Annotated in this window: 20 protein-coding genes; 7 read left to right on the top strand and 13 right to left on the bottom strand. The window is 65.0% G+C overall.

Annotation, left to right across the window (positions count from 1 at the left end):
- Nucleotides 1-133 precede the first annotated feature (133 nt).
- Complete coding sequence (locus tag LOC60_RS10940) at nt 134-775, top strand: FAD-binding protein (RefSeq protein WP_230025108.1); 642 nt, start codon at nt 134-136, stop codon at nt 773-775.
- A gap of 3 nt (nt 776-778) precedes the next feature.
- On the opposite strand, the gene LOC60_RS10945 is transcribed toward LOC60_RS10940, so the two are convergent.
- Entirely contained in the window at nt 779-1,372 is a 594-nt protein-coding gene (locus tag LOC60_RS10945; protein ID WP_230025578.1) for a copper resistance CopC family protein, read from the bottom strand.
- A 111-nt stretch (nt 1,373-1,483) separates the two neighbouring features.
- Between LOC60_RS10945 and LOC60_RS10950 the strand changes: the two genes are divergently transcribed.
- Nucleotides 1,484-2,914, top strand: coding sequence for an NCS2 family permease (locus tag LOC60_RS10950; protein ID WP_230025110.1), 1,431 nt, complete (start codon nt 1,484-1,486; stop codon nt 2,912-2,914).
- 103 nt (nt 2,915-3,017) lie between these two features.
- Here LOC60_RS10950 and LOC60_RS10955 read toward each other — a convergent pair whose 3' ends face one another.
- The 6 genes from LOC60_RS10955 to LOC60_RS10980 all read right to left on the bottom strand — a co-directional run bounded on the left by LOC60_RS10955 (nt 3,018) and on the right by LOC60_RS10980 (nt 9,496).
- Nucleotides 3,018-5,231, bottom strand: coding sequence for a catalase (locus tag LOC60_RS10955; protein ID WP_230025112.1), 2,214 nt, complete (start codon nt 5,229-5,231; stop codon nt 3,018-3,020).
- Nucleotides 5,232-5,358: 127 nt separating this feature from the next.
- Nucleotides 5,359-6,252, bottom strand: a complete 894-nt coding sequence (locus LOC60_RS10960; protein ID WP_230025114.1) for a spermidine synthase — start codon at nt 6,250-6,252, stop codon at nt 5,359-5,361.
- On the bottom strand, nt 6,252-6,764 hold the full coding sequence (locus tag LOC60_RS10965; RefSeq protein WP_230025116.1) for a GNAT family N-acetyltransferase: 513 nt from the start codon (nt 6,762-6,764) through the stop codon (nt 6,252-6,254). Before LOC60_RS10965 ends, LOC60_RS10960 begins: the two co-directional genes overlap by 1 nt.
- 94 nt (nt 6,765-6,858) lie before the next feature.
- Entirely contained in the window at nt 6,859-7,509 is a 651-nt protein-coding gene (locus tag LOC60_RS10970) for an O-methyltransferase (RefSeq protein WP_230025118.1), read from the bottom strand.
- Nucleotides 7,510-7,550: 41 nt separating this feature from the next.
- Nucleotides 7,551-7,892, bottom strand: coding sequence for a thiamine-binding protein (locus tag LOC60_RS10975; protein ID WP_230025121.1), 342 nt, complete (start codon nt 7,890-7,892; stop codon nt 7,551-7,553).
- Nucleotides 7,893-7,981: 89 nt separating this feature from the next.
- Nucleotides 7,982-9,496: an amino acid permease gene (locus LOC60_RS10980; RefSeq protein WP_230025123.1), complete on the bottom strand. Its 1,515-nt coding sequence runs from the start codon at nt 9,494-9,496 to the stop codon at nt 7,982-7,984.
- A 248-nt stretch (nt 9,497-9,744) separates the two neighbouring features.
- On the opposite strand from LOC60_RS10980, the gene pta reads away from it, so the two are divergent.
- The 5 genes from pta (at nt 9,745) to LOC60_RS11005 (ending at nt 16,426) form a co-directional block, all read left to right on the top strand.
- Complete coding sequence (gene pta, locus LOC60_RS10985) at nt 9,745-11,817, top strand: phosphate acetyltransferase (protein ID WP_230025125.1); 2,073 nt, start codon at nt 9,745-9,747, stop codon at nt 11,815-11,817.
- Nucleotides 11,818-12,963 (top strand): acetate/propionate family kinase, encoded by a 1,146-nt coding sequence (locus LOC60_RS10990; protein WP_230025127.1) that lies wholly within the window; start codon nt 11,818-11,820, stop codon nt 12,961-12,963.
- 118 nt (nt 12,964-13,081) lie between these two features.
- The gene (locus tag LOC60_RS10995) at nt 13,082-13,549 is read left to right on the top strand and encodes a hypothetical protein (RefSeq protein WP_230025129.1); all 468 of its coding nucleotides are present in this window, start codon (nt 13,082-13,084) and stop codon (nt 13,547-13,549) included.
- Between the two features lie 142 nt (nt 13,550-13,691).
- Nucleotides 13,692-14,879, top strand: coding sequence for a zinc-dependent alcohol dehydrogenase (locus LOC60_RS11000; RefSeq protein ID WP_230025131.1), 1,188 nt, complete (start codon nt 13,692-13,694; stop codon nt 14,877-14,879).
- A gap of 197 nt (nt 14,880-15,076) precedes the next feature.
- A complete protein-coding gene (locus LOC60_RS11005) occupies nt 15,077-16,426 on the top strand; it encodes an MFS transporter (RefSeq protein WP_230025133.1) in 1,350 nt (449 codons plus the stop codon).
- Nucleotides 16,427-16,551: 125 nt separating this feature from the next.
- Here LOC60_RS11005 and LOC60_RS11010 read toward each other — a convergent pair whose 3' ends face one another.
- The 6 genes from LOC60_RS11010 to LOC60_RS11035 all read right to left on the bottom strand — a co-directional run bounded on the left by LOC60_RS11010 (nt 16,552) and on the right by LOC60_RS11035 (nt 25,944).
- A complete protein-coding gene (locus LOC60_RS11010; RefSeq protein ID WP_230025135.1) occupies nt 16,552-19,026 on the bottom strand; it encodes a beta-glucosidase family protein in 2,475 nt (824 codons plus the stop codon).
- A 96-nt stretch (nt 19,027-19,122) separates the two neighbouring features.
- Nucleotides 19,123-20,913, bottom strand: a complete 1,791-nt coding sequence (gene uidA, locus LOC60_RS11015) for a beta-glucuronidase (protein WP_230025137.1) — start codon at nt 20,911-20,913, stop codon at nt 19,123-19,125.
- A gap of 72 nt (nt 20,914-20,985) precedes the next feature.
- Entirely contained in the window at nt 20,986-22,215 is a 1,230-nt protein-coding gene (gene manD / locus LOC60_RS11020) for a D-mannonate dehydratase ManD (protein ID WP_230025139.1), read from the bottom strand.
- A 43-nt stretch (nt 22,216-22,258) separates the two neighbouring features.
- Nucleotides 22,259-23,629, bottom strand: a complete 1,371-nt coding sequence (locus LOC60_RS11025) for a mannitol dehydrogenase family protein (protein WP_230025141.1) — start codon at nt 23,627-23,629, stop codon at nt 22,259-22,261.
- Nucleotides 23,626-25,056: a glucuronate isomerase gene (gene uxaC, locus LOC60_RS11030; protein ID WP_230025143.1), complete on the bottom strand. Its 1,431-nt coding sequence runs from the start codon at nt 25,054-25,056 to the stop codon at nt 23,626-23,628. The genes LOC60_RS11025 and uxaC overlap by 4 nt, the downstream gene beginning before the upstream one ends.
- A 42-nt stretch (nt 25,057-25,098) precedes the next feature.
- A complete protein-coding gene (locus LOC60_RS11035) occupies nt 25,099-25,944 on the bottom strand; it encodes an ATP-binding cassette domain-containing protein (RefSeq protein WP_230025581.1) in 846 nt (281 codons plus the stop codon).
- Between the last annotated feature and the right edge of the window lie 2 nt (nt 25,945-25,946).

Consider the following 25,946-nt stretch of genomic DNA (forward strand, 5'->3'; position numbering starts at 1 on the left):
AATCACCTTCCGGCTGTCCTTGGCAGTAGCGTACCGCGCCGGGTGCTGCACTACGCTACCGCTGTAACGGAAGTGGCTATATGGTTCCGCCTTGTGTGGGGGGGTTCCCAAGACCGTCGGAAGGAACGCCTGCGTGGATGCTGTGAGGAACGCGCACACCGGTCCCGCCGGGCATGAGGAAACCAGACACGGCACAACGGCAACGGAGCTGACCGGCGCCGTTGTCATCGGCTGCGGGCTCAGCGGCCTGGCTGTGGCCACCGAGCTGTGCCGGCAGGGGGTGGATTCCATAGTGGTCCAAGGGCCGGCACCGGCCGCAGCCACTATCAGGGAGGCTGCAGCCGAGCCGGAGGTGTTCCCGGAGCGGGCGGAACTGCTCCGCGTGCTGCACGCCTATGCGGCCAGCCACGGCCTTGATGTCCGGGAGGATTCGGCCGCGCAGGAGATGATCCCGGCGGCTGCCGCCGGCCTGCTGCCCTCACCCGTGGCCGGCTCCGGTAAATGGGCCGTACGCACCGGCAGTGACCTGCTGCTGGCCGACTTTGTGGTGCTGACCAGCTGTTCCCGGTCGGATCTGCGGAAGCTGGCCCGCGCCCTGGGGGTGCGGGCGGGACCCGAAGCGGTAGCGGCACTGCGGGGCGTCGGCGTGTACCTGGTAGGCGTTGGCGGGAACCTGCTCCCGTCCCTCCACGGACTCATGCGGCAGGCCAAGTCGGCCGGCGAGGCAATTGCGGACGCCGGGATTCCCGCTCCCCGGTACCCCATCCAGACCTAACCGTCAGTTCTCCCGCAGCCTCCGGCGGACGATCAGGCCAATCAGCACTGCCACGGCCAGCAGTACCACCGCGGCGGACACGATCACCGGCCACGGGGATCCGGCGTCGTCGGACTGGTTCAGCACCGGGGTTTGGGTTGTTCCGGGCGGCAGCGGTACAGCAGTAGACGGAGCAGGGGATGCAGCGGCGGTGCTGCCGCCGGAGACAGTAAATCCAAAGGTGCCCTCGATCGGATGGGCATCGGAGGACACTACGCGCCATTGGACCGTATAGGTGCCGGCGGGCGCCCCTGATCGGAGCTGCTGGGTCACGGTGTTATCCAGGATCCGCACCGGACCCTCCGCCCAGTCCGCCCCTTCCCCGTCCAGGACCTGCACCTGGGAACCGATGGCTGCCGGAACGCTTGAGAACGTCAGCTCCACGGCCTCCGGCGCCGCTTCCAACTGCGCCCCGTCTGCCGGGGTGCTGCCGGTAAGTTCGTCATGCGCTGCAGCAGGCGGAGCAGAGACCAGCATTGCGGCGCAGAGAGCCAGCAGGAACGCAGCGGCTGCAACGGCGAAACCGGACTTGGTGAGGTAATTGCGCACAAGATTCATCACCGGTTCAGCCTAGCCGCCCCCGGTCCGGGGCACGGACGCCCTCCCGCGATAAGATCTAAGAGCAGGATTCCCTCACATTCCACGTTTGGCCAGTTCAGAGGACGCACCATGCTCAAACAAGGTTCAAAGCTGGACCGCTACTTCGAAATCACGAAGCGTGGCTCCTCCGTAGCAACCGAAGTACGCGGCGGCCTGGCTACCTTCTTCGCCATGAGTTACATCGTGGTCCTTAACCCGCTGATCCTCGGCGGCGAGGACTCCATGGGCAACACCATGCCCGGCCCGGCAATCGCCGCAGGCACCGCACTGGTGGCGGGCATCCTGACCCTCATCATGGGCATCTGGGCCAAGCACCCGTTCGCCATCGCCACCGGCCTGGGCGTCAACGCCTTCGTAGCCGTCACGGTTGCCTCGAATGAGGGCCTGACCTGGCCGGACGTGATGGGCCTGGTGGTGATTGCCGGCCTGGCGATGGTGATCCTGGTCCTTACCGGGTTCCGAACGGCGGTCTTCCGTGCTGTGCCGCCGAGCCTGAAAACCGCGATTGTGGTTGGCATCGGTTTGTTCGTGGCGCTGGTCGGCCTGGTCAATGCCGGTTTTGTCCGGCGTAACCCGGACGCCGCCGGCACCACCGTTCCGCTGGGCCTGGGCAACGGCGGCCAGCTGCTGGGGTGGCCAACGCTGGTGTTCGTTTTCGGCCTGCTGCTGACTATTGTGCTGATGGCGCGCAAGGTCCGCGGCGCGATCCTCATCGGGATTGTCGCCTCCACCGTTTTCGCCGTCATTGTCGAATGGCTCGCCGAGCCGGGCAGCCAGGGTGCGGGCGTGGCTACCGGCTGGTCGCTGGTGACCCCGAGCATGCCCCAATGGGCCGCGCCGGACCTCTCGCTGATCGGCGACGTCAGCCTGGTGGGCCCCTTCCAGACCCTGGGCGGAGTTGCCGCCTCGCTGCTGGTCTTCGTGATCCTCCTCAGCATTTTCTTCGACGCGATGGGCACCATGGTGGGCCTTGCCGCCGAGGCCGGGAGCATCGACAAGGACGGCAATATCCCCCGCGTGGAGCGTGTCCTTTTGGTCGACGCCGCGGGCGCTGTGGCCGGCGGCGGTGCCGGCATCTCCTCCAACCAGATTTTCGTGGAGTCCGGCGCGGGCATCGGCGAGGGCGCACGCACCGGCCTGGCCTCGGTAGTGACCGGCCTGCTGTTCATCGTGGCCACGTTCCTGACCCCGCTGATCTACCTGGTTCCCTTCGAGGCCGTGGCACCCGCCCTGGTGGTGGTGGGCTATCTGATGGTCTCCCAGGTGGGCAAGATCGACTGGACCGACATCGGGCTCGCCCTGCCGTCCTTCCTGACCTTCACGATGATGCCGTTCACTTACTCGATCGCCGACGGCCTGGGTGCCGGATTCATCTCCTTCACCGTCATCCGCCTCTTCCAGGGCCGGGGCCGTGAAGTCCATCCCCTCATGTACGTGGTGGCTGCGGCCTTCGCCCTGTTCTTCGGCATCGGTCCCATCAGGGAGATGGCGGGAATCTAGGCCGACTTCGGGACCGGCTGCCCGGTACTGCTAAACACGAAGGGATCCGCGGCCGCGGATCCCTTCGTGTTTTATCCGGTTTCGGCACCGGCAACCGCGTCAGCTAGGCAGTTGGGAAACGCTCCCACACCCGGTGGTTCGCCAGGAGTGCGGTAACGCCGGACGCAACCTCGGCGGCTCCGCCTACAACAACGCCGGGCGTTTCCACGGGGATTCCGGCGGCCGCAAGAACCGAACCGCCGTCCCCCCAGGCACCAATGGCCTTGGCGTGGCGGAAGGCTTCGGCCAGGAGCAGGGTGACCCTCGGGTCAAGCGAGGGGTGCCCGCCGGGGTTACCCGCCTTGGCATCCAGGCTGTCCGCCGCATCCGGTGCCGCGGCGCCCGAGGCCGCTACGATCACTGCGTCGAATTCGGTGGAGCGGGCCGTCAGGTAGGTCCGCTGAATCGTGATTTCAGCGCCCAGCTTGCCGCCGTGCGGTGCAATGACCAGCGGGACCATGCCCTCTGCATGGACAGCTGCCAGGACCTCGGAAACCGAGGCAAGGTCGGATGCTTCATCGGCGACAACACCGACCACCCGGCCAGCCACCGGCCAGGAGCCGCCGAGCTGGCTGAGGGCAGGACTGGGGGCGGTGTCGGCAACGTCGAGGGCAGGAGCCGGGGCCGTAAGACCCAGGCCGGCGGCTACATCGTCGGCAAGGCGCTTGTCGATATTCGCAAGCGACTGGAGCTGGCGCAGCCGGATATTTTCCTCGTAGCACTTGCCCAGTTCAAACGTGTAGGCCTGGACTACATGGTCCTGCTCCACCGGAGTCAGGGAACGGAAGAACATCCGCGCCTGGCTGTAGTGGTCATCAAAGGTGGCGGGATTCTCGCGCACTTTACGGGCCGCGGGCACCTCGACGGGAACGTCAATGAAGGCACCCATATCGGCTCCGGCCATAAAGGGGCAGCCGCCGTCGAGGGAGTTGGGCTGGTACGGCGCCACGCCGGAATGGTCCGCACTCTGGTGGAACCCGTCCCGGAGCATGTCGTTGACCGGTGCATGCGGGCGGTTGATGGGAATCTGGCTGAAGTTCGGGCCCCCCAGCCGGGTCAGCTGCGTATCGATGTAGGAGAACAACCGGCCCTGCAGCAGCGGGTCATTGGTGACGTCGATGCCCGGCACCAGGTGTCCGGGGTGGAAGGCCACCTGTTCGGTTTCCGCGAAGTAGTTCGTGACGTTGGCGTTCAGGGTCATGGTGCCGATGACCTGCACCGGTGCCAGTTCCTCGGGGACGAGCTTGGTCGGGTCCAGCAGGTCGATGCCCTCAAACATCTCGTCTTCGGTATCGGGGAAGACCTGGATACCCAGATCCCACTGCGGGAACGCGCCGGCTTCAATCGCGTCTGCGAGGTCGCGCCGGTGGAAGTCCGGATCCATGCCGTTAATGATCTGCGCTTCTTCCCAGACCAGGGAGTGCACACCCTGCCGGGGCTTCCAATGGAACTTCACCAGGGTGGTTTCGCCCTTGGCGTTGACCAGGCGGAAGGTGTGGACACCGAAGCCCTCCATGGTGCGGTAGGACCGCGGGATACCGCGGTCGGACATGTTCCACATGGTGTGGTGCTGCGCTTCGGTGTGGAGCGAGACGAAGTCCCAGAAGGTGTCGTGGGCGCTCTGGGCCTGCGGAATCTCCCGGTCCGGGTGCGGCTTCCCGGCGTGGATTACGTCGGGGAACTTGATGGCGTCCTGGATAAAGAACACCGGTATGTTGTTGCCGACCAGGTCATAGTTGCCTTCAGCGGTGTAGAACTTGGTGCTGAATCCGCGGGTGTCCCGGACGGTGTCCGCGGAACCGCGGGAGCCGAGCACAGTGGAGAAGCGGACAAAGACGGGGGTTTCCACACCCTTGGCCAGGAAGCCGGCCTGCGTGACTCCTTCGGCAGCGCCGTTGGCGGTAAACACGCCGTGGGCGGCAGCGCCGCGGGCGTGGACCACGCGCTCGGGAATGCGCTCGTGGTCGAAGTGGGTGATTTTTTCCCGGAGGTGGTGGTCCTGCAGCAGCACCGGGCCCCGGGGGCCGGCCTTCAGGGAGTGATCAGTGTCCCGCAACCGCGCACCCTGGGCAGTTGTGAGGAATTGTCCGCTCTGCGCGGTGGAGGCCTTCGGCGCCCCGGTGGCCACACCTGTGGCAGAAACGGTCTCCGGTCCATCCTGGTCCGGCTTGGGCGGCAGCGGTTCGCGCGGCTGCGTCGGTTCGGCCAGTTCCGGGGCCTGCGGCGCCGGGGCGCCCGGGACGGGGGGATCGGTTTCGGATGTGTTCTTGCTGAACATGTAGCCTCCATCGTGGTTGGTCCAGGCATCGCCCGGAGGCGGCAGCCGTCCCACTACCCTACTGATGTAAGCATGCTGACTGTTAACCCGGGGCTGCCGGACCGGCCCCCTTCGGCACCTCGCGGCGCTACACGCGGCGGGTCCGGGCCGACTCTCCCGCCGGCACGTCCTGGGCGGCGTCGTCATGCAGGGGCCGGGAACCGGCCGCGAAGCTGCGCACCTTTTCGTCCGCCCACAAATGGGCGGGCACCGCTCCCCCCAGCAGGGTGCGGGGCAGGGACGGATCCTCCGCAAACGGGGTGTCGCTGCCGGCCAGGATGATGTTGCCGTAGCGCCGGCCCTTAAGCATTGCGGGATCGGCAATCGCGGCAGTGTATCGGAAGGCCGCACAGATGGTGGCGGCTTCGGCCCGCGCACCGCGCAGGTCCGGGGTGTCACCGCAGTTGACCACGTAGACGCCGCCCGGCGCCAGCACGCGTGCCACCTGGGCGGTGAATTCCGCAGTGGTCAGGGGGACCGGCGTCTTGGCACCGGCGAAAACGTCCCGGATCACCAGGTCGCGGCTGTCCTCGTGCAGGGTTTCGGTGACCGCCCGCGCCTCCCCCACCCGCAGCCGCAGCAGCGGCGCCCGGGGCAGGTCAAACCAGCCGCGGACCAGCTCGGCGAGCCGGCCGTCAAGCTCGACGGCCACCTGGCGGGCACCTGGATAGCCGGCCGCGAGATAGCGGGCCAGCGAACACGCTGCTGCGCCGAGGTGCAGGGCCCGCAGTGATGCGTCCGGGCGCCAGCGCGATTCGACCAGGGCGGCGATCCAGCGCATGTATTCAAAGTCCAGGTGGCGCGGGTCGGAGAGGTCGATATGCGAACTGTGCACACCGTTGACCATCAGGATCCAGCCGTCAGGGTTGAAGGAGTCCGGGACCAGTTCACACGTTCCCGTATCGATCGGATAGGTGCCGGCCGCCGGTCCGGTTCCGGCAACTGCTTCCACCGGGTCCTTGCCGGGACGCTTGCGTCCCATCAGCGCCTCACCATCCGGATTTCAACCATGCCGGTGCCGGCCCAGACCTGCGGCAGGTCCTTGGACGTCCCGTCGGCCACGAAGCCGTTGCGCCGGTAAAACGACTGGGCGCGTGCGTTATCCTCGAGCACCCAGACGTATGCGGGTTCCGTGCCCACGGCGTGCTCCAGCAGCGCCTGGCCAACTCCCTTTCCGTACGCTTCGGCCAGGATGTAGATGGACCAAAGCTCCAGCAGCACATCCACGTCGCTGTCCCGTGCCGGGCCGGCGGAGGCAAAACCAAGGAGCCGGCCGTCTTCTGAGTGGGCGAGCCAGTTTCGGATGGCCGGGTCCGCTGCCTGTTCGGCCAGGGCGGCCCTGCGGTGTTCGACGGCGGCGCTGCGGTCCGATTCGCGGCGTAGGAACACGTCCTCCCCCAGCACGTGGGCGTAACTCTCCCGCCAGGACTGCAGGTGGACGGACACAAAATCCTCGGCGTCGCCGGGGGCTGCGCGCCGGATGTTAAAGCTCATGCCTCCAGCTTAAGTCGGCACCGGCTGCGTCCCGGACACGTCTGAACCGGCACCGACGCCGCGGGAGACATCCCGGGGCAGATCACTGGGGACATCACAGCACCAGTGCGAGCGCGAACCCGTCCCACCCCTTGGATCCCACTGTTTGGAGGGCCGTGGCGTCCAGACGCGGATGGGAGCCCAGGACGTCCAGGGCGGCGCGGGTGCCTTGCACCGCTTCGTCGCCGTCGGGGTCCAGGATGCTGCCGCCCCGGACCACGTTGTCCACCACAATCACGCTCCCCGGGCGGGAGAGCTTGACCGCCCAGTCCAGGTAGGCGGGGTTGTTGACCTTGTCGGCGTCAATGAAGAACAGGTCGAAGGGCTCCCCATCGGCAAGGTCCGGCAGCGTGTCCAGTGCGGCACCCACCCGGATGGTGACGCGGTCCAGCAGGCCGGCCGCAGCCAGGTTTGCCCGTGCCACCTCGGCATGGCGGGGCTCGTATTCGCACGTAACCAGCTCGCCGCCGTCGGGCAGCGCCCGGGCGAGCCAGGCCGTGCTGAACCCGCCCAGGGTGCCGATCTCCAGGATGCGCCGCGCGCCGGAGATGCGGGCCAGGAGCATCAGGAACTTCCCCTGGGCCGCGGACACTTCAATGGGCGGAAGCCCGGCTGCACCGGTCGCAGCCACGATGGCCTTCAGCTGGTCATCCGGCTGCACCACCCGGCTGGCCAGGTATTCCTCGACCTGCTCCCACTGCCCCATCTGCTGCTCCCGTTCCGCCGGTGCGTCCGGCTGCTACCTGGCTACGCGTGTCCCCTGTACTCATCCAGTTCGCCCAGCGCCTTTTCCAGCCGTTCCACCTTGCCGGCCAGCTCTCCGGTGTGGCCGGGCCGGATATCCGCCTTGAGCACCAGGGATACGCGGCTGCCGTACTGGCCGGCCGCTTCCGTGGCCCGGCGGATTACGTCCATCACTTCATCCCACTCGCCCTCAAGGGTGGTGAACATGGCATCGGTGGAATTCGGGAGGCCGGATTCACGGACAATTTTGACGGCGGCGGCCACGGCGTCGTGCACCGAGGCCTCCGCGGACGGACCGCCGGCCGGGCCGGTTCCGGACGGAGCAACAGAGAAGGCTGCAAGCATTTGCCCAGTGTGCCACCGCAGGCATAAAAAGGCCCGCGTACGCTGCGGGGCAGCAGCGTACGCGGGCCTCCAGTCCCGGACGGCCGGACTCAGACTGCAGTGTCCCGGCCGGCTCCGACGGCAGCGACATCATGGAACTTCTCGTTCAGGCGGGAATGCCGCTGGCCGTAGGCGAAGTACAACAGGAAGCCGACCAGCAGCCAGCCCGCGAAGTAGATCCACGTCTCAACGGTCAGGTTGGTCATCAGGTACAGGCAGAGCAGGGCTGAGAGGACCGGGATCACCGGCCCGAAGGGTACCCGGAAGGCGGGGCGCAGATCCGGACGCTTCTTCCGCAGCACCAGGATGCCCAGGCTAACCACCACGAAGGCGGACAGGGTGCCGATATTGATCATTTCCTCCAGCACGTCCACCTTCGTGAACCCGGCAACCAGGGCCACCAGGACGCCGCAGAGGATCTGCAGGCGGGCCGGGGTGGAGTGCTTGTCGCTGGTCCTGGACAGTCCGCGGGGCAGTAGACCGTCGCGGCTCATGGCCAGCACCACGCGGGCCAGGCCCATCAGCAGCACCATAATGACGGTGGTCAGGCCGATCAGCGAGCCGAAGGCAATGACCGTCGCCGCCCCGGTGTTGCCCACCAGGGTGAAGGCCGTGGCGAGGTTGGGTGACTCGACGGCAGCCAGGTCGGTGTAGGGAACCATGCCGGTCAGTGCCAGGGAGACACCGATGTAAAGCAGGGTGACCAGGGCCAGACCCGCGAAAATGCCCCGGGGGAGGGTCTTGCCCGGATCCTTGACCTCCTCGGCGGAGGTAGCCACTACGTCGAAGCCGATGAAGGCGAAGAAGACGACGGCGGCACCGGCGAACACGCCCATCAGGCCGTACTGCGCGGGAGCGGCACCGGTCAGGAAGGAGAACAGGGACTGCTGCAGGACACCTTCGGCACCGCTGCCGGACGTGGCCACGGCGTCCGGGATGAACGGGGTGTAGTTCTCTGCCTTGACATAGAAGAAGCCCGCCACGATGACGAAGAGGACCACGCCCACTTTGATGAGCGTGAAGATGTTGCCCACCTGCGCGGACAGCTTGGTGCCCATGACCAGCAGGATGGTGAACGCGGTGACGATCAGGAACGGTCCCCAGGTCAGGTCAATGGGTCCGAGGTGCAGGGTGGCGGGAAGATCCACCCCCATGAGGCCAAACACCTCGCTGAGGTAGATGCCCCAGTATTTGGCGATTACCGCCGCGGCGGTGAACAGCTCCAGGATCAGGTTCCAGCCGATGATCCAGGCCACCAACTCGCCCATGGTCGCGTAACTGAAGACATACGCCGACCCTGCAACGGGGATGGCTGTGGCGAACTCCGCGTAACACATGATGGCCAGCGCACACGTGATGGCCGCAAGGATGAAGGAGACGGTGACGGCCGGTCCGGAGAACTCGGCGGCGGCCTTGGCGCCCACCGAGAAGATGCCGGCGCCAACGGCCACCGCGACACCCATGATCATCAGGTCCCATGTGCTGAGGGAGCGCTTTAGCCGGCGGCCCGGCTCATCGGCATCTGCCAGGGAGCTCTCGATGGGTTTGGTACGGAAGAGACTCACGGGGTTCCTCGCCTTGTCTGAGGGAAAACTAACCGATCAATCGTAGGCTGGGCACTCAGCGGGTTTAATTTTAGTCTCATATGTTGAGACATAGGAATTCATGAAGGGCCGGGCGCCGGACCTTCAACGGGGTGCTGGCTGGCAAGTGCAGCAGCCTTTTGCGAGGATGGATATGACTTGGGTCACTTCCGCTTGTGACGGACGTGATGAACCAGGTTTTCCATCCGGCAACGAACGGACAAGCAGCTATGGCCCGCGGAATCTATGTAAGTGCCATGACGCCCGGATCCGGCAAAGCCCTGATCAGCCTGGGGCTGGCGGACATGCTGGGCCGGCACGCAGACCGGGTGGGATTCTTCCGGCCCATCGTGGAGGGCGACGACCCGGCGCAGGATCCCATGGTGGAGCTGATGCAGAGCCGCTTCAACCTGGGCCCGTCCACCTGCCGCGGAGGCCTGACCCGGGCACAGCTGCGTGCATTGCTGGTGGCCGGTGAGCGCGGCGAGGTCGACGCGCGCTGCCTGGCCGTCTACAGCGAAATCGCCGCGAACTGCGATGTCGTGATTGTCGAAGGCACCGATCTGTCCGGGCACGACGTCGCCTTGGAGTTCGATCTCAACGCCCGGCTGGCCAATGACCTCGGCACCGTGGTGCTCGCCGTCGTTAATGCCCAGGAAAGCAGTGCTGCGGAAACGGCGGACGCGGTGGACGTGGCCCGGCGCCAGCTTGCCGAAGCAAAATGCGACCTGCTGGCCGTGATGGTGAACCGTGCGGCGCCGGCCGACGTCGAGGAGGTCAACGCCTCCATCCGTCCCGGGCAGAGCGGGCGTCCGGTCTACGTCATTCCCGAGCAGAGCGAGATTTCCCAGCCCTCCATCGCCGAGGTGCAGAATGCACTGCAGGCCCGCCAGGTTGCGGGCAGCTCCTCCCTTGAACGCGATGTTTCAGCGGTCAAGGTGGCCGCCATGACGGTGGGGAACTTCATCCCGCAGCTCTCGGACGGCACGCTGGTGATTGTCCCGGCAGACCGCGCGGACGTTATGGTCGCCACCCTGGCATCTTCCTTCTCCTCCGACTTTCCGGTCGCCAGCGGCATGATCCTCACCGGCGGGCTCGAAGTGGAACCTGCCATCTTGGAGCTGCTGGCTTCGGCCCCCTTTCCGGTGTTCGACGTCGAAACGGACACCTACACCACCGCGCGCCGGGTGAGCCGGGTCCGCGGAGAGATCTCCAGCGGCAACCGGCGGAAGGTGGCAGCCGCCCTGGGCACCTGGTCCCGCCATGTGGACGAGGCCGAACTGCTGGAACGCCTGGCCCTCCCCCGCCCTGCCACCACCACTCCGCTGCGCTTCCTCAACGAGCTGATTGTGCGGGCGCGCGCCCACCGGCAGCGGATCGTGCTCCCTGAAGGACTGGACCTGCGGGTCCTGCAGGCTGCGGAAATCCTCAACAGGCGGGATGTCTGCGCCCTGACGGTGCTGGGGCCGGAGGGACAGATCCGCGAGCTGGCAGCCAGCGAAGGCATCGATTTGTCCAACATCAACCTCATCAATCCGGCTACCAGCGGGCTGCGCGAGGAATTCGCCCGCGAATACGCCGCGCTCCGCAAGCACAAGGGCGTCACACTGGAAGACGCCCATGAACGTATGCTTCACGGAGCATACTTCGGCACCATGATGGTCCAGCTGGGAAGGATGGACGGAATGGTCTCCGGCGCGGCCCACACCACCGCCAACACCATCCGGCCCGCACTGGAGTTCATCCGGACCAAGGAAGGCGTCAAGATCGTCTCCTCGGTGTTCCTGATGCTGCTGGAGGACCGTGTCCTTGTCTACGGCGACTGCGCGGTGAATCCGGACCCGGATGCGGAGCAGCTCGCGGACATCGCAATGGCTTCCGCGGTTACCGCCGAACAGTTCGGAGTCACGCCCCGGGTGGCCATGCTCTCCTACTCCACCGGGTCCTCGGGCACCGGCGGCTCGGTGGACCGGGTGCGCCGGGCCACCGACCTGGTCCGCCGTGCCCGCCCGGACCTGCCGGTGGAAGGACCCATCCAGTACGATGCCGCCGTCGACGCCTCCGTGGCCGCTTCCAAGGCACCCGGTTCCTCGGTTGCAGGCCAGGCCACGGTGTTCATCTTCCCGGACCTGAACACCGGCAACAACACCTACAAGGCCGTGCAGCAGTCCGCCGGCGCCGTGGCCGTGGGGCCGATCCTGCAGGGCCTGCGCAAACCCGTCAACGATCTCAGCCGCGGCTGCACCGTTGAGGACATCGTCAACACCGTAGCGATCACCGCCGTTCAGGCACAGGAGGACTAAATGCGGGTTCTGGTCATCAATTCCGGCTCCTCTTCCCTGAAGTACCAGGTGCGGGAAACCGACACCCGGGAACTGCTCGCAAAGGGAATCATCGACCGGATCGGCGACGTGGTTCCCGACCATGCCGCGGCGCTGGAAGAACTCAGCAGCCGGCTGCGGGATGAGCTGGACGGACGCTCGATCGACGCCGTCGGGCACCGGGTAGTGCACGGCGGGGAACGCTTCAGCGAACCCGTGCTGATCAACAACGAGATTGTCCGTTCCATCGAGCGGCTCAGCCCGCTGGCTCCGCTGCACAATCCGGCGAGCGCGATGGGTATCCGCGCCGTCCACGACAAGTGGCCGAAGACCCCGCAGGTGGCCGTTTTCGACACCGCCTTCCACCGCACCCTGCCCGAACACGCCTGGCGCTACGCCCTGCCCGACAGCCTGTACCGGCGCCACGGCATCCGCCGCTACGGCTTCCACGGCACCAGCTATGCCTTCGTTGCGCCGGCAGCGGCAGCCTATCTGGGCATCAACCCCGCAGAGTTCGACGGCGTCATCGCGCACCTGGGCAACGGCGCCTCCGTGGCGGCCATCAAGGGCGGCAAAAGCATCGACACGTCCATGGGATTCACTCCCTTGGAGGGCCTCGTGATGGGCACCCGCAGCGGAGACGTTGACCCCTCGATCCTCATTTTCCTTGCCCGGCAGGGTTACGACGCCGACGCCCTGGATGACCTGCTCAACCGGGAGTCGGGGCTGCGTGCCCTGGCCGGCGAGTCGGACATGCGCGGTATCGAGGAAGCGGCCGACAACGGCAACGAGCAGGCCCGGCTGGCCCTGACCGTAGCTGCCTACCGCCTGGCCAAGTACATCGGCGCGTACCACGTGGCCGTCGGCGGTGCGCAGGCAGTGGTGTTCACGGCGGGCATCGGCGAAAACGCCTGGAAGTTCCGCCAGCTGGTGGTGGACCAGCTCGGTCCGCTCGGCATCCGGCTCGACACCGAAGCCAATCTGGCAACCGGCAGGCAGGCGCGCCGAATCAGTACGGCCGATTCCGCCATTCCCGCGCTGGTGGTCCCCACCGACGAAGAGGAAGCCATCGCGGAGGCGACGGCCGCCGTCGTCGCACGGAACAAGGAATCCGCTGCTGCGTTCTGAGCGTCTGCACCCGAAATCCGCCAATAGGGAAAGAACGGCAGACAGCGGGACATGCGCGTTGGTACGGTTGCATCCCGGTTAAGCAGCGGCCGGGCCTACCTGTCTGCGTGGAGAAGACATGGAAAAGCCGCTGCGTGTCCTGGTCCGGATAGATACGCGGAATACAGCCGCCTCAATTGAAGTCCGCGGAGCACTCACCGGCTCCAGCTGCGAGACCCTGCTCAAGATCCTCCGGCACACCGCCACCCTGGGCGCCGACATCTGCGTCAACCTCACGCGCAGTGCCCGGATCGAAGCCGCCGCCCTGGAGGTGCTGACCCGGGTAGCGGACGACGTCGAGCGCTCGGCGCCCGCCAACCTGCAGCTGCGGGTACGCATCCAGCTTCCACCGGATGCCCTGCCCGGCCGGGCCGACAGCCTTGCCCCGGGGAGCCGGGAAGCACTGGATAACGACACTGCACTGGAAATGATCCTTCGCCGGGATACCCGGGTCCTTGCCGGGTTCCACGCCCCCGATCCCCGCGACGCCGCAGTGCCGGCCGCCGCCGCTCCGCAGTGGCCCGTCCTGCCGGGCCGGCGTTCCTAGCCGGCTCCCCGCGCACCCTCCGGCCCGACGGCGACGCATTCTGCCCGGACAAAAACCCGTTTTGTCAGTACGCTTATGAGTTGACACAATGGGAGTTAGTTCTTTCAACGCACTCAGAATGCAACCAGCAGGAGGATCGCACGTGAAAGCAGTTACATGGCAGGGTAAAGAGTCCGTCAGCGTAGAGGTGGTTCCGGATCCGGTGATCCAGGAGCCCACTGACGCGATCATCCGCGTCACCTCCACCGCGGTCTGCGGATCGGACCTCCACCTGTACGGCGTCATGATGCCGTACATGAAGGAGGGCGACATCCTCGGTCACGAATCCATGGGCATCGTGGAAGAGGTCGGCTCGGCCGTCACCAACCTGAAGAAGGGTGACCGCGTGGTCATTCCCTTCCAGATCGCCTGCGGCAACTGCTTCATGTGCCGCCAGGGCCTGCAGACCCAGTGCGAAGTCACCCAGGTCCGCGAAAAGGGCTCCGGCGCCCAGCTCTTCGGCTTCTCCGAGCTCTACGGCTCCGTCCCCGGCGGCCAGGCCGAATACCTGCGCGTTCCCCACGCAGACTACGGCCCCATCAAGGTCGGCTCCGAACTGCCTGACCACCGTTACCTGTTCCTCTCCGACATCCTGCCCACCGCCTGGCAGGGCGTGCAGTACGCCAACGTGCCCGACGGCGGCACCCTGGCCGTTTACGGCCTGGGTCCGGTTGGCCAGTTTGCCGCGCGGATCGGCACCCACCTCGGCTACCGCGTTATCGGCGTGGAGCCGGTCGAGGAACGCCGGCAGCTCGCTGCACAGTACGGCGTCGAGGTGCTGGACTTGCACAAGGACGTGGCCGATGAGCTGCGCGAAATGACCGACGGCCGCGGCCCCGACTCAGTGGTGGACGCCGTGGGCATGGAAGCCCATGGCTCCCCCGTCGGCAAGGCCGCCCAGACCGCGGTTGGCCTCCTGCCGGACAAGCTGGCCCAGAAGGCCATGGAAGCCGCCGGAACGGACCGGCTCTCCGCCCTGCACGGCGCCCTCGACGCGGTCCGCCGCGGCGGAACGGTCTCCCTGAGCGGTGTTTACGGCGGCGAGGCCAGCCCGATGCCGCTGATGAGCATGTTCGACAAGCAGCTGAACCTGCGGATGGGCCAGTGCAACGTCAAGCGCTGGGTGGATGACCTGATCCCGCTGGTCGAGGACCCGGCCGATCCCCTGGGCGTCACCAACCTGGTGACCCACCAGGCCAGCCTCGACGACGCACCGGAGCTGTATAAGAAGTTCCAGAAGAAGGAAGACGGCTGCATCAAGGTCGTGTTCCAGCCGGGTATCCAGAACTAACCGATACCCGAGTTAACCCAGGAAGCCAGGACCCGCCGCAAGGCGCGGGCCTGGCTTCCTGGGTTAACCCGGGGTGTAATTCGCACCACACACCCATGTGGCCCTACACTCATTGAGGTTCTTCACACGAACATACGTTCGGCATGCGTACAGCAGGCCGGGCACCCCCCACTTCAAGAGCAAGTTAGGTAAGGCCCATGGAAATCAAGGAACGCATCGAAGCGGCTCCTATGAAGCGCATGCAGGTCGGCATTGTCGCCATCTGTGTCGCCCTGAACATGATCGACGGCTTTGACGTCCTGGTTATGGCATTCAGCGCCAATTCAATCAGCGAGCACTGGGACCTCAGCGGCGCCCAGTTGGGCATGCTGCTCTCCTCGGCGCTCTTCGGCATGGCCGTGGGATCCATCCTGGTGGCCCAGGTGGCCGACATCATCGGCCGGCAGAAGACCATCCTGATCTGTGCCCTGGTGATTTCCGCGGGTATGTTCGCCTCCGCGTTCGCTCCGACCTACGAAGTCCTCTTCGTCCTGCGCTTCATCACCGGACTGGCAATCGGCACCATGCAGGCGAGCCTCAACGTCTTCGTCTCCGAGTACTCCTCGGCCAAACGGCGCTCCACCGCCATCAGCTTCTACAGCGCCGGGCAGCCCATCGGCGGCATGCTGGGCGGCATCATTGCGGGCATCCTCATCGCGGCCTACAGCTGGCACGCGGCGTTCATTTTCGGCGGCATCATCACGCTGGCCATGATTCCGTTCATCCTGAAGCTCCTGCCCGAATCCCTGGACTACCTCATGACCCGGCGCCCGGCCGGCGCCCTGGACAAGACCAACCGCATCCTGGCCCGCCTGGACCAGCCGCAGATCACCGAACTGCCCCTCATTCCCACGGGCACGGCGCTGACGGTCGGCTCCCGCTGGAAGGCACTGTTCTCCGGCAAATACGCGGCGACCACCGTCTTCCTGTCCATCGCATTCATGATGCTGATGGCCAGCTTCTACTTCGCGAACTCCTGGACGCCCAAGCTGGTCGCTGCCAGCGGTTTCACGGCGCAGGACGGCATCGACGCCGGTGTGCTCTTCAGCCTCGGCGCGATCATCGGCTCCATCGTCTTCGGACTGATCGCCGCCCGTTTCGCCGTGAAGTGGGTCCTGGTCACGTTCTTTGTCCTCGCCGCAGGCGGCTTCGGCGTGTACGCAGTCTCCACCGGCGCACTGCCCACGGCTCTGCTGGCGGCGGCCCTGCTGGGCTTCCTGGTCAATGCAGGCATCGCCGGCATGTTCTCCATCGGCCCCGTCTACTATTCCTCGGACGTACGCGCCACGGCGGTCGGGTTCATCACCGGCATGGGCCGGGTGGGTGCCATCATCTCCCCGATCGTGGCGGGCTCGCTGATCGACGGCGGCTGGGAACCCGGCAACCTCTACTTCCTCTTCATCGTCCCGATGCTTGTGGGCGGCGCCGCCATTGCCTGCCTGCGCGGCAACAACCGCCGGAAGGCGGCCGGACCGGCGGCCGTCCGCAGGGACACCGTCCCGGCCTGACCCGGCCGGCGCCTGCCGGGTGCTCAGGAACGCCCGATCTCCCGCGGTGGAAGCCGCCGGAGATCGGGCGTTACTGTTTTTCCCTCAACCTCCAGGCGCCGGTAGGTGCAGAACGGCTGCCACTCTCACTCCACTTGTACGACGAGGGTCTGGAACTCATCCTCGGCATGGCGCCCGACGAGAATCCGGAACTCGCCGGATTCAACCTGCCAGCCGCCGTCGTAGTGCTCAAAGGCGCGGGCCGGAATCTGGATATCCACCTCTTTCGAGGTGCCGGGGGCGAGTTCCACGGAGGCGAAGGCCGCAAGCCAGCGTATCGGCCGATCAATTGCCGAGTCTGGACGTGCGACATACACCTGCACCACCTCCCGGCCGGACCTTATGCCCGTGTTGGTTACGGGGAGGCGGACGGCGAGACCCTCGCCTGCCGGAATAGACGAGTCTGCTGACACCGGACCGAGATTGAAGGATGTGTAGCCGAGACCGAAGCCGAAAGGGTAGGCCGGGCTGGCACCGCCGGCAGCGGCCTGCTTGAGCCATGCGCGGTAGCCCATGTGGATCCCCTCCTCATAAAGCACCTTCCCGCCCACCGGCGTGGTGCTGAGGACCGGCACTTCCTCCAGTGCGGCGGGCCACGAGGTCGGGAGGCGTCCGCCCGGCTCTGCTGCCCCGAGCAGTACGTCGGCGATGGCCGCCCCGAACTCCTGGCCGCCGAACCAGCCGAGCAGGACCGAGCAGACATCGTTGCGCCACGGCATAAGCACGGGCGACCCGGAATTCACGACAACGACAGTGCGTGGATTCGCGGCAGCCACGGCGGCGACGAGCCGGTCCTGGTGCCCCGGCAGGTCGAGGTCCTTCCGATCGAAGCCCTCGGACTCGATGGCCGCGGTTGTGCCGACGACAATGACGGCCACATCCGCGCCGCGTGCGGCCTCGACGGCGGCGGCGATCTCGCCTTCCGCGTCATCGACAACGGCCTCCTCGCCCAGCAGGATGGCTGAGAACGGGATGCCCTGATTTTCGGGCAGGGTGAAAACCGAGCTGACGGACACACGTTGCCCGGCCGCCGTAGTGACCGGGAAAGTCACCTGCGGCGGCGAGAACAGGGCCGCACCGAGGACGTCATGCTCATCCACAAGCTCGTCGTCGAAGACCGTGTCACCGTCGAGGATCAGACTGACCCGGCCCGCGGCACCGACACCGAGGTGGTGTACGCGGTCGTCCGGCGCGGTCCACTCGGTCTCGATGCGGATGCTGTTGGTGCCCTCGGGGATACCGACGCCAAACCAGATGAGGTGGGAGGCGAGGCGGTCCTCGGCGGAGAGTACCGCGCCCTCGGCGTCGAGGAACGTCACGCGGACGCCCGGGACGCCGGCCACGGGGTTGTGAAGCGCGGACCGGGGAAACTCCTGCAGGCCGTCGACTACCTGGGCACCGCGTGAGTACGTGACCTCGACGTCGTCGGGCAGGGCCTCCCGCAGGCCTTCGAGCGGGGAGATGACCTGCAGCGGCATGACGGTGGCACTACCGCCGCCCTGCGTGCGCGCCTCGGAGGCATGGTGGCCGATCACGGCCACCCGCTTGAGCATCGAGGCGTCGAGCGGCAGGAGGTTGCCGTCGTTTCGAACGAGCACGGAACCTCGTACGGCCACCTCGCGGGCGAAGGCGCGCCCGTTGATCTCTTCGGGCATTTCGGTGACGGCGGGTTCGAATCCATCGAGAACGCCGACCCTCGCAGCGAGGCGGAGGATGCGGGCAACCTTTTCGAGGATTGCCTCGCGGGAGATATCACCGGCTTCGACGGCAGCAACGAGATTGGGACCCCAATGGCCTCTGGGGCCTGGCATTTCGAGGTCCTGACGGGCCTTGGCAGCCTCGACGGAGCGGATACCGGTCCAGTCGGAAACCACGACTCCGTCGAAACCCCAGTCGGTGGACAGCGGCGTCTCGAGCAGCTTGTTCTCGCTCGCCGTTGTCCCGTTGATGGAGTTGTAGGAGCTCATGACGAGCCACGCTTTCGCTTCGGTGACGGCCTGCTCAAACGCTGCGAGGTACAGCTCGCGCAGGGGCCGGTCGGCGACAATGGAGTCGGCGGTGAAGCGGTCTGTCTCAGCGTCGTTGGCGACGTAGTGCTTGGGCGTGGCACCGACGCCCGTGGACTGCACACCGGTGACATAGCCGGCTGCTAGCTGTGCCGTTAGGACCGGGTCCTCGCTCATGCATTCAAAATGCCGGCCGCCCAGCGGCGAGCGGTGCAAGTTGATGGTTGGCCCGAGGACCACGTGGACGCCCTTACGGTGCGCCTCCTGGCCCAGCACCTGCCCGTATCGGCGGGCAAGATCCACCGACCATGCGGCGGCGAGGGAGGACGACGACGGGAGGCTGATCGAGTCATGCCGTTCGTCGAAGTCCTCACCACGGACGCCCGCAGGGCCGTCACTGACGACGATGCGGCGCAGGCCGATCTCGGGAATCTCGATAGTGCTCCAGACGTCGGCACCGGTCAGCAGGCTCACCTGCTGCTCGAGGGTCAGGCTCTCGGCGAGTTTACGAATGCGGGTGTCAACAAGGACGGGTGCATTGGCGGAGACGGACATGATCAAAGGTCCTTTCAAGAGCGTGTGGCTCCGCTGGAGCACGGGCAATGGCAAGGCCGGTGCTCCAGCGGATGACGGGGAGTCGAGTCCGGCAGGTTACTTTCCCGACTCTCCCGTCCATCGGCGGCGCAGGAGGTGTGCAGCAGCTTTAGGACGACGATCGCGGGTGAAGGCCCCCTTCTTGTTCCCGTCGACGCGGATGATGCCCTTCGATGTCTGGAAGTCGGCAAAGTTCCACACATGCTCGCCGACTACCGCATCGACGCGGTCAAAAACCCGGTGGTACATGTCGAGGAACGCGGCTTGGTATTCCTCGCTCCATGGCTGGTCATACAGGGAGTGGAGGCCCGACATCGTGTCAGCGCCGTACTCGGTGATGATGATTGGCTTTGCGTACTTTTCCTGCCACTTAAGCAGTTCTTCCTCGAGGACCAGCTCTGCCGATTCGAGGTCGCCGGTCTGGGTGTACCAGCCGTAGTAGCGGTTGAGCATCAGTACGTCGAAGAGATCGGAGACAGTGTTCGCTTCCGGTGTGCCGCGCAGCTCGCTGACCAGGCCGACTGGCCTGGTCGGATCGAGTTCGCGTGTCAGCGCCGCCAGGGGCAGGAAATAATCCCTGGCTCCAGCTTCGGAGATATCGGGCTCATTGGCAATCGACCACAACACTACGGAGGGATGGTTTTTATCTCGTGCCACCAGCTCCTGAATTGCTCGTCTATGACTTGCCGCCGTGGCGTCATTGACGAAGTCCTCTGCGTAGGTTTTCTTTCCACCTTCCCCGAAGAAGCCCGCGAAGGCTGCGTTCATCCCTACGGCGGCGGTCTCGTCGATGACGACGATTCCATGGCGGTCGGCAAAGTCCATGACCTCCTCGGAATAAGGGTAGTGAGATGTTCGGAATGAATTCGCCCCAACCCATTCCAGAAGCTGGAAATCGTTCACCATCAGCGCAGAACTGTGACCCTTGCCGATCGTCACGTGGTCCTCATGCATTCCAAAACCGGTGAAGTAGAACGGTTCTGAGTTGATGAGGAACTGTGCACCCCGGATTTCGACGGTACGAACACCGAAAGGCTGGCGGTACACATCTACCAGCTGGCCATTCTCGTGTACGGCCACCTCGAGATCGTAGAGATAGCCCTGGCCTGGCTTCCAAAGATTGACATTCGGTATGCTGAGACGTCCTTCAGCACCTTCGCCTGCGGCAACTTCCTCTCCGAGGGCATCGAGGACCTTCACCAGGATCTGTTCCCTCCCTGTGCTGCCGGCGACGTCCACCCTGTAGTCCACGCTTCCGGTTGGGCCCTCGAATCCCGTGACTACTGTGATGTCCTCGACCCTCATCGCGGGAGTGGAGTAAAGCCAGATGCTGCGGTGGATTCCTGCGTAGTTGTAGAAGTCGTGCAGGTACCGCTGCTCCCGGCGGCCAGCTGCGGTGACGTTGATGGTTCCCGGAGGGATGGTTTCCTGTGTCAGCTCGTTGTTAACGGCGATGCTGAGGCGGAAGGTCGATCCCGGTTCGACATGGTCGGTGATATCAGCGGAGAAGGGGGTGTAGCCTCCGCTGTGTTCGGCGACGAGGGCGTCGTTGACGAAGACCCTGCCCTCGTGGGTCGCGGATTCGAGGCGGATGTGGATACGCTCGTCCTTCCATCCCCGCGGCACGTGGATGTCCTGTTGGTACCACACCCAGCCCACGTGGTCCCTGATTGCCTTGTTGGCGAAGACATCGTTGTAGCTGGCGGGCACAGCCATTTCGAGAGTCGTTTCGAGCCGTGATCGCTGCCACTGTTCTGTCAGGCCTCTCCGATCGGTATCGACTTTGAAGTGGTACAGCCCGTCGAGATTGATAATCTCCCGGGTGGGGCTGTTTTGCTGTTTGAGCACGTCAAGTTCCTTTGCTGTAGTGGTTGATCGCCGTTCGGGAGCAGCCGCACGGATGAGGTCACGCTTGATTAGTCACCAGTCATGAACCGTGCCGTCGGTGAGGCGGTTGTAGGGCAGGTAGGCCTGCTGGTAGGGGAACGACGCCGCGGCTTCCTCGTTGAGCTCAACGCCGAGCCCCGGGCTATCACCGGGGTGGAGGTATCCGTCGACGAACGTCATGGACTGCTCGAACACGGTGTTGGTCTTCTTGCTGTGCTCCATGTACTCCTGGATCCCGAAGTTGTGGATTGCGAGTCCCACATGGGACTGCGCGGCGAGGCCGACTGGCGAGACGTCCGTGGGGCCGTGGAACCCGGAACGGATCTGGTACTGGGCTGCGTAGTCCATGACCTTCTTTAGCGGCGAGATCCCGCCGAAGTGCGTCGACGCGGCGCGCACGTAGTCGATCAGCTGCTCTCGGATGAGTGTTTGGAAGTCGAAGACGGTGTTGAACACCTCGCCCACCGCCAGCGGAGTGGTGGTGTGCTGGCGGATCAGCCGGAACGCCTCCTGATTCTCCGCCGGCGTCACGTCCTCCAGCCAGAACAGATCGTAGGGCTCCAGGGATTTGCCGAGCTTCGCCGCCTGGATGGGTGTCATTCGGTGATGACCGTCGTGCAGCAGCGGCAGCTCGGGCCCGAACTCGTTACGGACCGCCTCGAAGACCGTGGGTACATGGCGCAGGTACGCGCGGGTGTCCCAGTCCTCCTCCGTCGGCTGCGCGCCTCGGCCGGCCGGTTCGAAGTCGTAGCGCTCACCCGTCGCCTGCGCCTGCGCGGCCACTCCGTACAGCGCCTTGATCCCCGGCACCGAGGACTGCACTCGAATGGACTTATAGCCCTCCTCGAGGTGCTGCCGGATGGAGTCGAACAGCTCTGGGATGTCTCGCCCCGAAGCGTGCCCGTAGGTGCGCAAGGCCGTCCGCGAGGCCCCTCCCAGCAGCTGGTACACCGGCATCCCCGCAGCCTTGCCCTTGATATCCCATAGGGCCATGTCCACCGCGGCGATTGCTGCCATGGTCACCGGTCCTCGCCGCCAGTACGCGCTGCGGTACAGAAACTGCCAGGTGTCCTCGATGCGATGCGGATCCCGGCCAATTAGCAGCTGCGTTACGTGCTCCGTGAGGTAGGACGCGACGGCCAGCTCGCGCCCGTTTAGTGTCGCGTCACCCAGACCTGTCAGTCCTTCGTCGGTGGTGATCTTCAGCGTGACGAAGTTCCGGGACGGACTCGTCACGATGACGTCTGCTGCTGTGATTTTCATGGTGTCTTTCTCTTGGCATGTGCGTGCGGAGGGTGAGTGCGGCTCACTCGTCGAAGGAGATTTCCTGAAGCGAATGGACCTCGTGAACGATCGCTGCATCGGTAGCCAGTGATGGTTCAAGCAGGGCGAGGAGTGCAGCGGTTCGATCAAGTCCTTTCAGGGAGGAGGCATCGCCAACCTGCTCGGACTGTGGATCTTGGGCGCTGCCATGGTGGGCAACGAAATCAATCCATGCAGCGAGGGCGAAGGCTGCTGCGAGGCCGGCCCTTCCTGCCGCCCGTTCCGCGAGGAGCACAGGAACGATCCGCATGCGCAGTTTGGTTGTCGCATCAACTGCGATCTGCTCAAGACGATGTGATATGCGAGCGTTCTGGAAGCGCCGAAGGAGTGCAGTTCGATACGCAGCGATATCCAATTCCTGTGCGGGAAGGTGTCGTTGCGCCTCATCCCAGAACCTGTTGACCGGTTCTGAGCACCCTGGATCTGCAAGGGCCTCGGCGACCGTGTGGTGCCCTCGCAGCTGCCCGGTATAGGCAAGGATCGAATGGGCTCCGTTGAGGAGCCATAGTTTCCGATTTTCGTAGGGCGTGATGTCATCGACGAATTGTGCTCCCGCACTTTCCCAGGCGGGTCGGCCTGCAGGAAACCCGCCGCTAAGAACCCAGCTTTTGAAGGGTTCCGCAATGACCGGGGACTCGTCGCGGTAGCGCTCACGTTGTTCTATGTCGGAGATGTCCTGTTTGGTGACCCGGGGAGTTATTCGATCTACAGACGTGTTGACGAAGCTGACGTTTTCCTTGATCCAGGTGGTCAGAGAGAGCTCTGTGTCGTCGTCCCGCTCCGCAATGCGGAGCACGGCTTCCCCTGTGATCTTCCCGTTGCTGGGCACGTTGTCGCAGCTCACGACGGCTATGGGCCCGGCTCCTGAAGCCTGCCGCAGCCGCAGCCCGTCGACGAGGCGAACCAGCGGGGTGTTGGAGCCGTCGAGGTCGTAGGCAGCTTCGGTGATCGTCAGCGTCACGATGGCAGTGCTCGAAGCCGAGAGCAGCTCTCCTAGTCGAGCCGTGTCTGCACCGTCATGTGCCTCGCTGATCGATCCGATTATTTCGAGGCTGTCACCGTCTGCATCCCGCTCTACCAAGGTGTACAGGCACCCTTGTTGGGACAGGGCCAGCGCCGCATCCGGGCGCCGTCCCGTAAACGCGGCTATTCCCCATTCCTGCGCATCGGGTGCATGCCAGGTGAACCACGCTTGGTGGGAACGGTGGAATGCCCCAAGCCCCAAATGAACGATTCGGATCGGCGGCGGCGGTGAGGTGCGGGTCAACAATGCCGCTCGGCTTGCTGCGCGGTGCCCGCCCGGCTTAATGGCCGAGGAGGAACTCTGCACGGCCGTCGCTTTCGCAGTGCTCATAGTTTGAACACCCGGCGTGGTGCCCGGTCGACGATATCGACGATGAGCTCGTGGGCGCGTTCTTCACTGATGCGGTGTTCAGTGACGAGTCGTGCCAGGAATGATGCTTCGATACGACGGGACGCATCGTGACGGGCCGGAATTGAACAGAAGGCACGGGTGTCGTCGATGAACCCGGACGTTCGGGAGAACCCTGCCGTTTCGGTGATGGCTGAGCGGAAACGAAGCATGGCGTCCGGTGCGTCGAGGAACCACCAGGGCGCCCCGATGAAGACGGAAGGGTAAAACCCCGCCATGGGGGCGATTTCCCGGGAGAGAACGGTCTCATCAAGGGTGAAAAGGACGAGATGGAATCCTTCGGCATCGCCGAAGTGCTGGAGGATGGGCCGAATCCCCTCTGTGTAGTTGATCGCGATCGGTATGTCATGGCCCGTGTCTGGACCGTATCGTTCGAGGCTTGGTGTGTGGTGGTTACGGAAGGACCCGGGGTGGAGCGTCATAACGAGCCCATCCTCAACAGACATACGAGCCATCTCGTACAGCATGTGCGCCTCGAAGAGCTCCTGGTCCGCGGCTGTGGCAAGCCCGGATTGTGCGCGTGAGAAAAGGGAAGCAGCTTCCTGTGCTTCGAGTCTTACGGTTCGGGGAGTTCGTACGCCGTGGTCGGCCGAGACGGCCCCATGCTCGATGAAATGGGCCCGGCGGTTTTCGAGGGCGCGGAGGTAGCCGGCGAAACCCGTCAGGCCTTCTGCCGCTTCATCCATGAGCCGCGAGACGCGTTCCTGCCATCCGTGTTGGGAGGGGTTTAGGTACGCGTCTGGACGGAATGTGGGTAGCACGCGACCGCTAAACGTCGGGTCAGCGGCCAGCGTTGCATGGTCCCCGAGACTGTCCAAAGGATCGTCCGTGGTGGCTAGAACCTCCAGTCCGAAGCCTGTGAACAGCTGCCGGGGACGGAATTCCGGGTCCGTGAGTTTCGTGGTGAGCGCGTCGTAGACCGCGTCGCCTCCACCCGAAGGCAACAGATCGATGAGAGACCCGGGAATGTCGAAGATGTGCTCGAACTCGCCGCGCAACCAATACCCGGAGGCGGTCCCTTCGAAAAGGGGCCATGCTTTGGCGAAGCGCCGCCATGCCTCGCGCGAGTCCACGGATGGATTGCCCACACCAAGGTCATGTAGCGGAATGCCGCTGGAGTGGATGAGCCTGGTCACGTAGTGATCGGGAGTGATAAGCAGGGCGGTTGGGTCGGGGAAGGCAGCATCGTCGACGAAGAGACTTGCCGGTACATGACCGTGTGGTGAAATGATGGGCAGGTTTTCGACATCTGCAAGAAGCTCGCGCGCTACGTTGCGGGCTCCGGTTTCGGTGGGAAGCAGCCGGTCAGGATGCGAAGCGATGGACGGTTCTTGGACAGATTGGTTCACGGTGCCGGTTCTTCCAATAGTGGGTAACGCACGGATATCAGTTCAAAGAGTGGCTGTGGTCGCTTCGGCGGTAGCGAGAGCTTTTCGCTCCGCCCTGCGCGATGCCTGGCGGTCCGGATCCGGTACGGGGGAAGCCAGCAGCAGTCTGCGGGTGTACGGATGGCGGGGAGTGGTGGTGACCGGCAGGGCGTCGCCCTGCTCCACTATCTCGCCGCGATACATGACGGCTACCCGGTGACTGATGTGGCGGACCACATCCAGATCATGGGAGACAAAGAGGTAGGCGACGCCGGTTGCCTGCTGGATATCGAGGAAGAGGTCCAGCACACGGGCCTGTGTCGAGAGGTCCAGGGCGGACACCGGTTCATCGCAGACGATGAGCTTGGGTGACAGGGCCAGAGCCCGTGCGATGGCGATACGCTGCCGCTGCCCACCGGAGAAATCCCTGGGAAGGCGATGCAGCGCGTCCTTGGGGAGGGCGACCTGCTCCAGAAGCTCGACGATTCGCGCTCGTGCTTCGATTCGGCTTCTTCCCTGCACGATCAAGGGCTCGGCGAGGATATCGCCGACTTCCATGGACGGGTTCAACGAGGTGTAGGGATCCTGGAAAACCACCTGGATGTCTTTGGATAGGGACCTGCGTTTCTTTCCGGAAGCAGAGCCGATGTCCTCGCCCTCGAATTGAATCCGTCCTTTCGTAACGGGCGCGAGCCCGAGAATAGCCCGTCCCAAGGTTGTTTTTCCTGATCCTGATTCCCCCACCAGCCCCAAGGTCTCTCCCGCTCCGATTTCGATGCTCACCCCGTCAAGGGCGCGGAAAGGTGCCGCACGAAACCCTTTGCCGGGGTAGTCGACCACCAGGTCATTTACTTGAAGCAGGGTCTGGATGC

This window comes from Arthrobacter sp. zg-Y769, assembly GCF_020907405.1.
In the GTDB taxonomy this organism is placed as follows: Bacteria; Actinomycetota; Actinomycetes; order Actinomycetales; family Micrococcaceae; genus Arthrobacter_B.

What these genes read in the sequence shown, in the direction of transcription:
- LOC60_RS10945 (WP_230025578.1), bottom strand. Translation starts at nt 1,372, where the DNA reads ATGAATCTTGTGCGCAATTACCTCACCAAGTCCGGTTTCGCCGTTGCA.
- LOC60_RS10950 (WP_230025110.1), top strand. Translation starts at nt 1,484, where the DNA reads ATGCTCAAACAAGGTTCAAAGCTGGACCGCTACTTCGAAATCACGAAG.
- LOC60_RS10955 (WP_230025112.1), bottom strand. Translation starts at nt 5,231, where the DNA reads ATGTTCAGCAAGAACACATCCGAAACCGATCCCCCCGTCCCGGGCGCC.
- LOC60_RS10960 (WP_230025114.1), bottom strand. Translation starts at nt 6,252, where the DNA reads ATGGGACGCAAGCGTCCCGGCAAGGACCCGGTGGAAGCAGTTGCCGGA.
- LOC60_RS10965 (WP_230025116.1), bottom strand. Translation starts at nt 6,764, where the DNA reads ATGAGCTTTAACATCCGGCGCGCAGCCCCCGGCGACGCCGAGGATTTT.
- LOC60_RS10970 (WP_230025118.1), bottom strand. Translation starts at nt 7,509, where the DNA reads ATGGGGCAGTGGGAGCAGGTCGAGGAATACCTGGCCAGCCGGGTGGTG.
- LOC60_RS10975 (WP_230025121.1), bottom strand. Translation starts at nt 7,892, where the DNA reads ATGCTTGCAGCCTTCTCTGTTGCTCCGTCCGGAACCGGCCCGGCCGGC.
- pta (WP_230025125.1), top strand. Translation starts at nt 9,745, where the DNA reads ATGGCCCGCGGAATCTATGTAAGTGCCATGACGCCCGGATCCGGCAAA.
- LOC60_RS10990 (WP_230025127.1), top strand. Translation starts at nt 11,818, where the DNA reads ATGCGGGTTCTGGTCATCAATTCCGGCTCCTCTTCCCTGAAGTACCAG.
- LOC60_RS10995 (WP_230025129.1), top strand. Translation starts at nt 13,082, where the DNA reads ATGGAAAAGCCGCTGCGTGTCCTGGTCCGGATAGATACGCGGAATACA.
- LOC60_RS11005 (WP_230025133.1), top strand. Translation starts at nt 15,077, where the DNA reads ATGGAAATCAAGGAACGCATCGAAGCGGCTCCTATGAAGCGCATGCAG.
- LOC60_RS11010 (WP_230025135.1), bottom strand. Translation starts at nt 19,026, where the DNA reads ATGTCCGTCTCCGCCAATGCACCCGTCCTTGTTGACACCCGCATTCGT.
- manD (WP_230025139.1), bottom strand. Translation starts at nt 22,215, where the DNA reads ATGAAAATCACAGCAGCAGACGTCATCGTGACGAGTCCGTCCCGGAAC.
- LOC60_RS11025 (WP_230025141.1), bottom strand. Translation starts at nt 23,629, where the DNA reads ATGAGCACTGCGAAAGCGACGGCCGTGCAGAGTTCCTCCTCGGCCATT.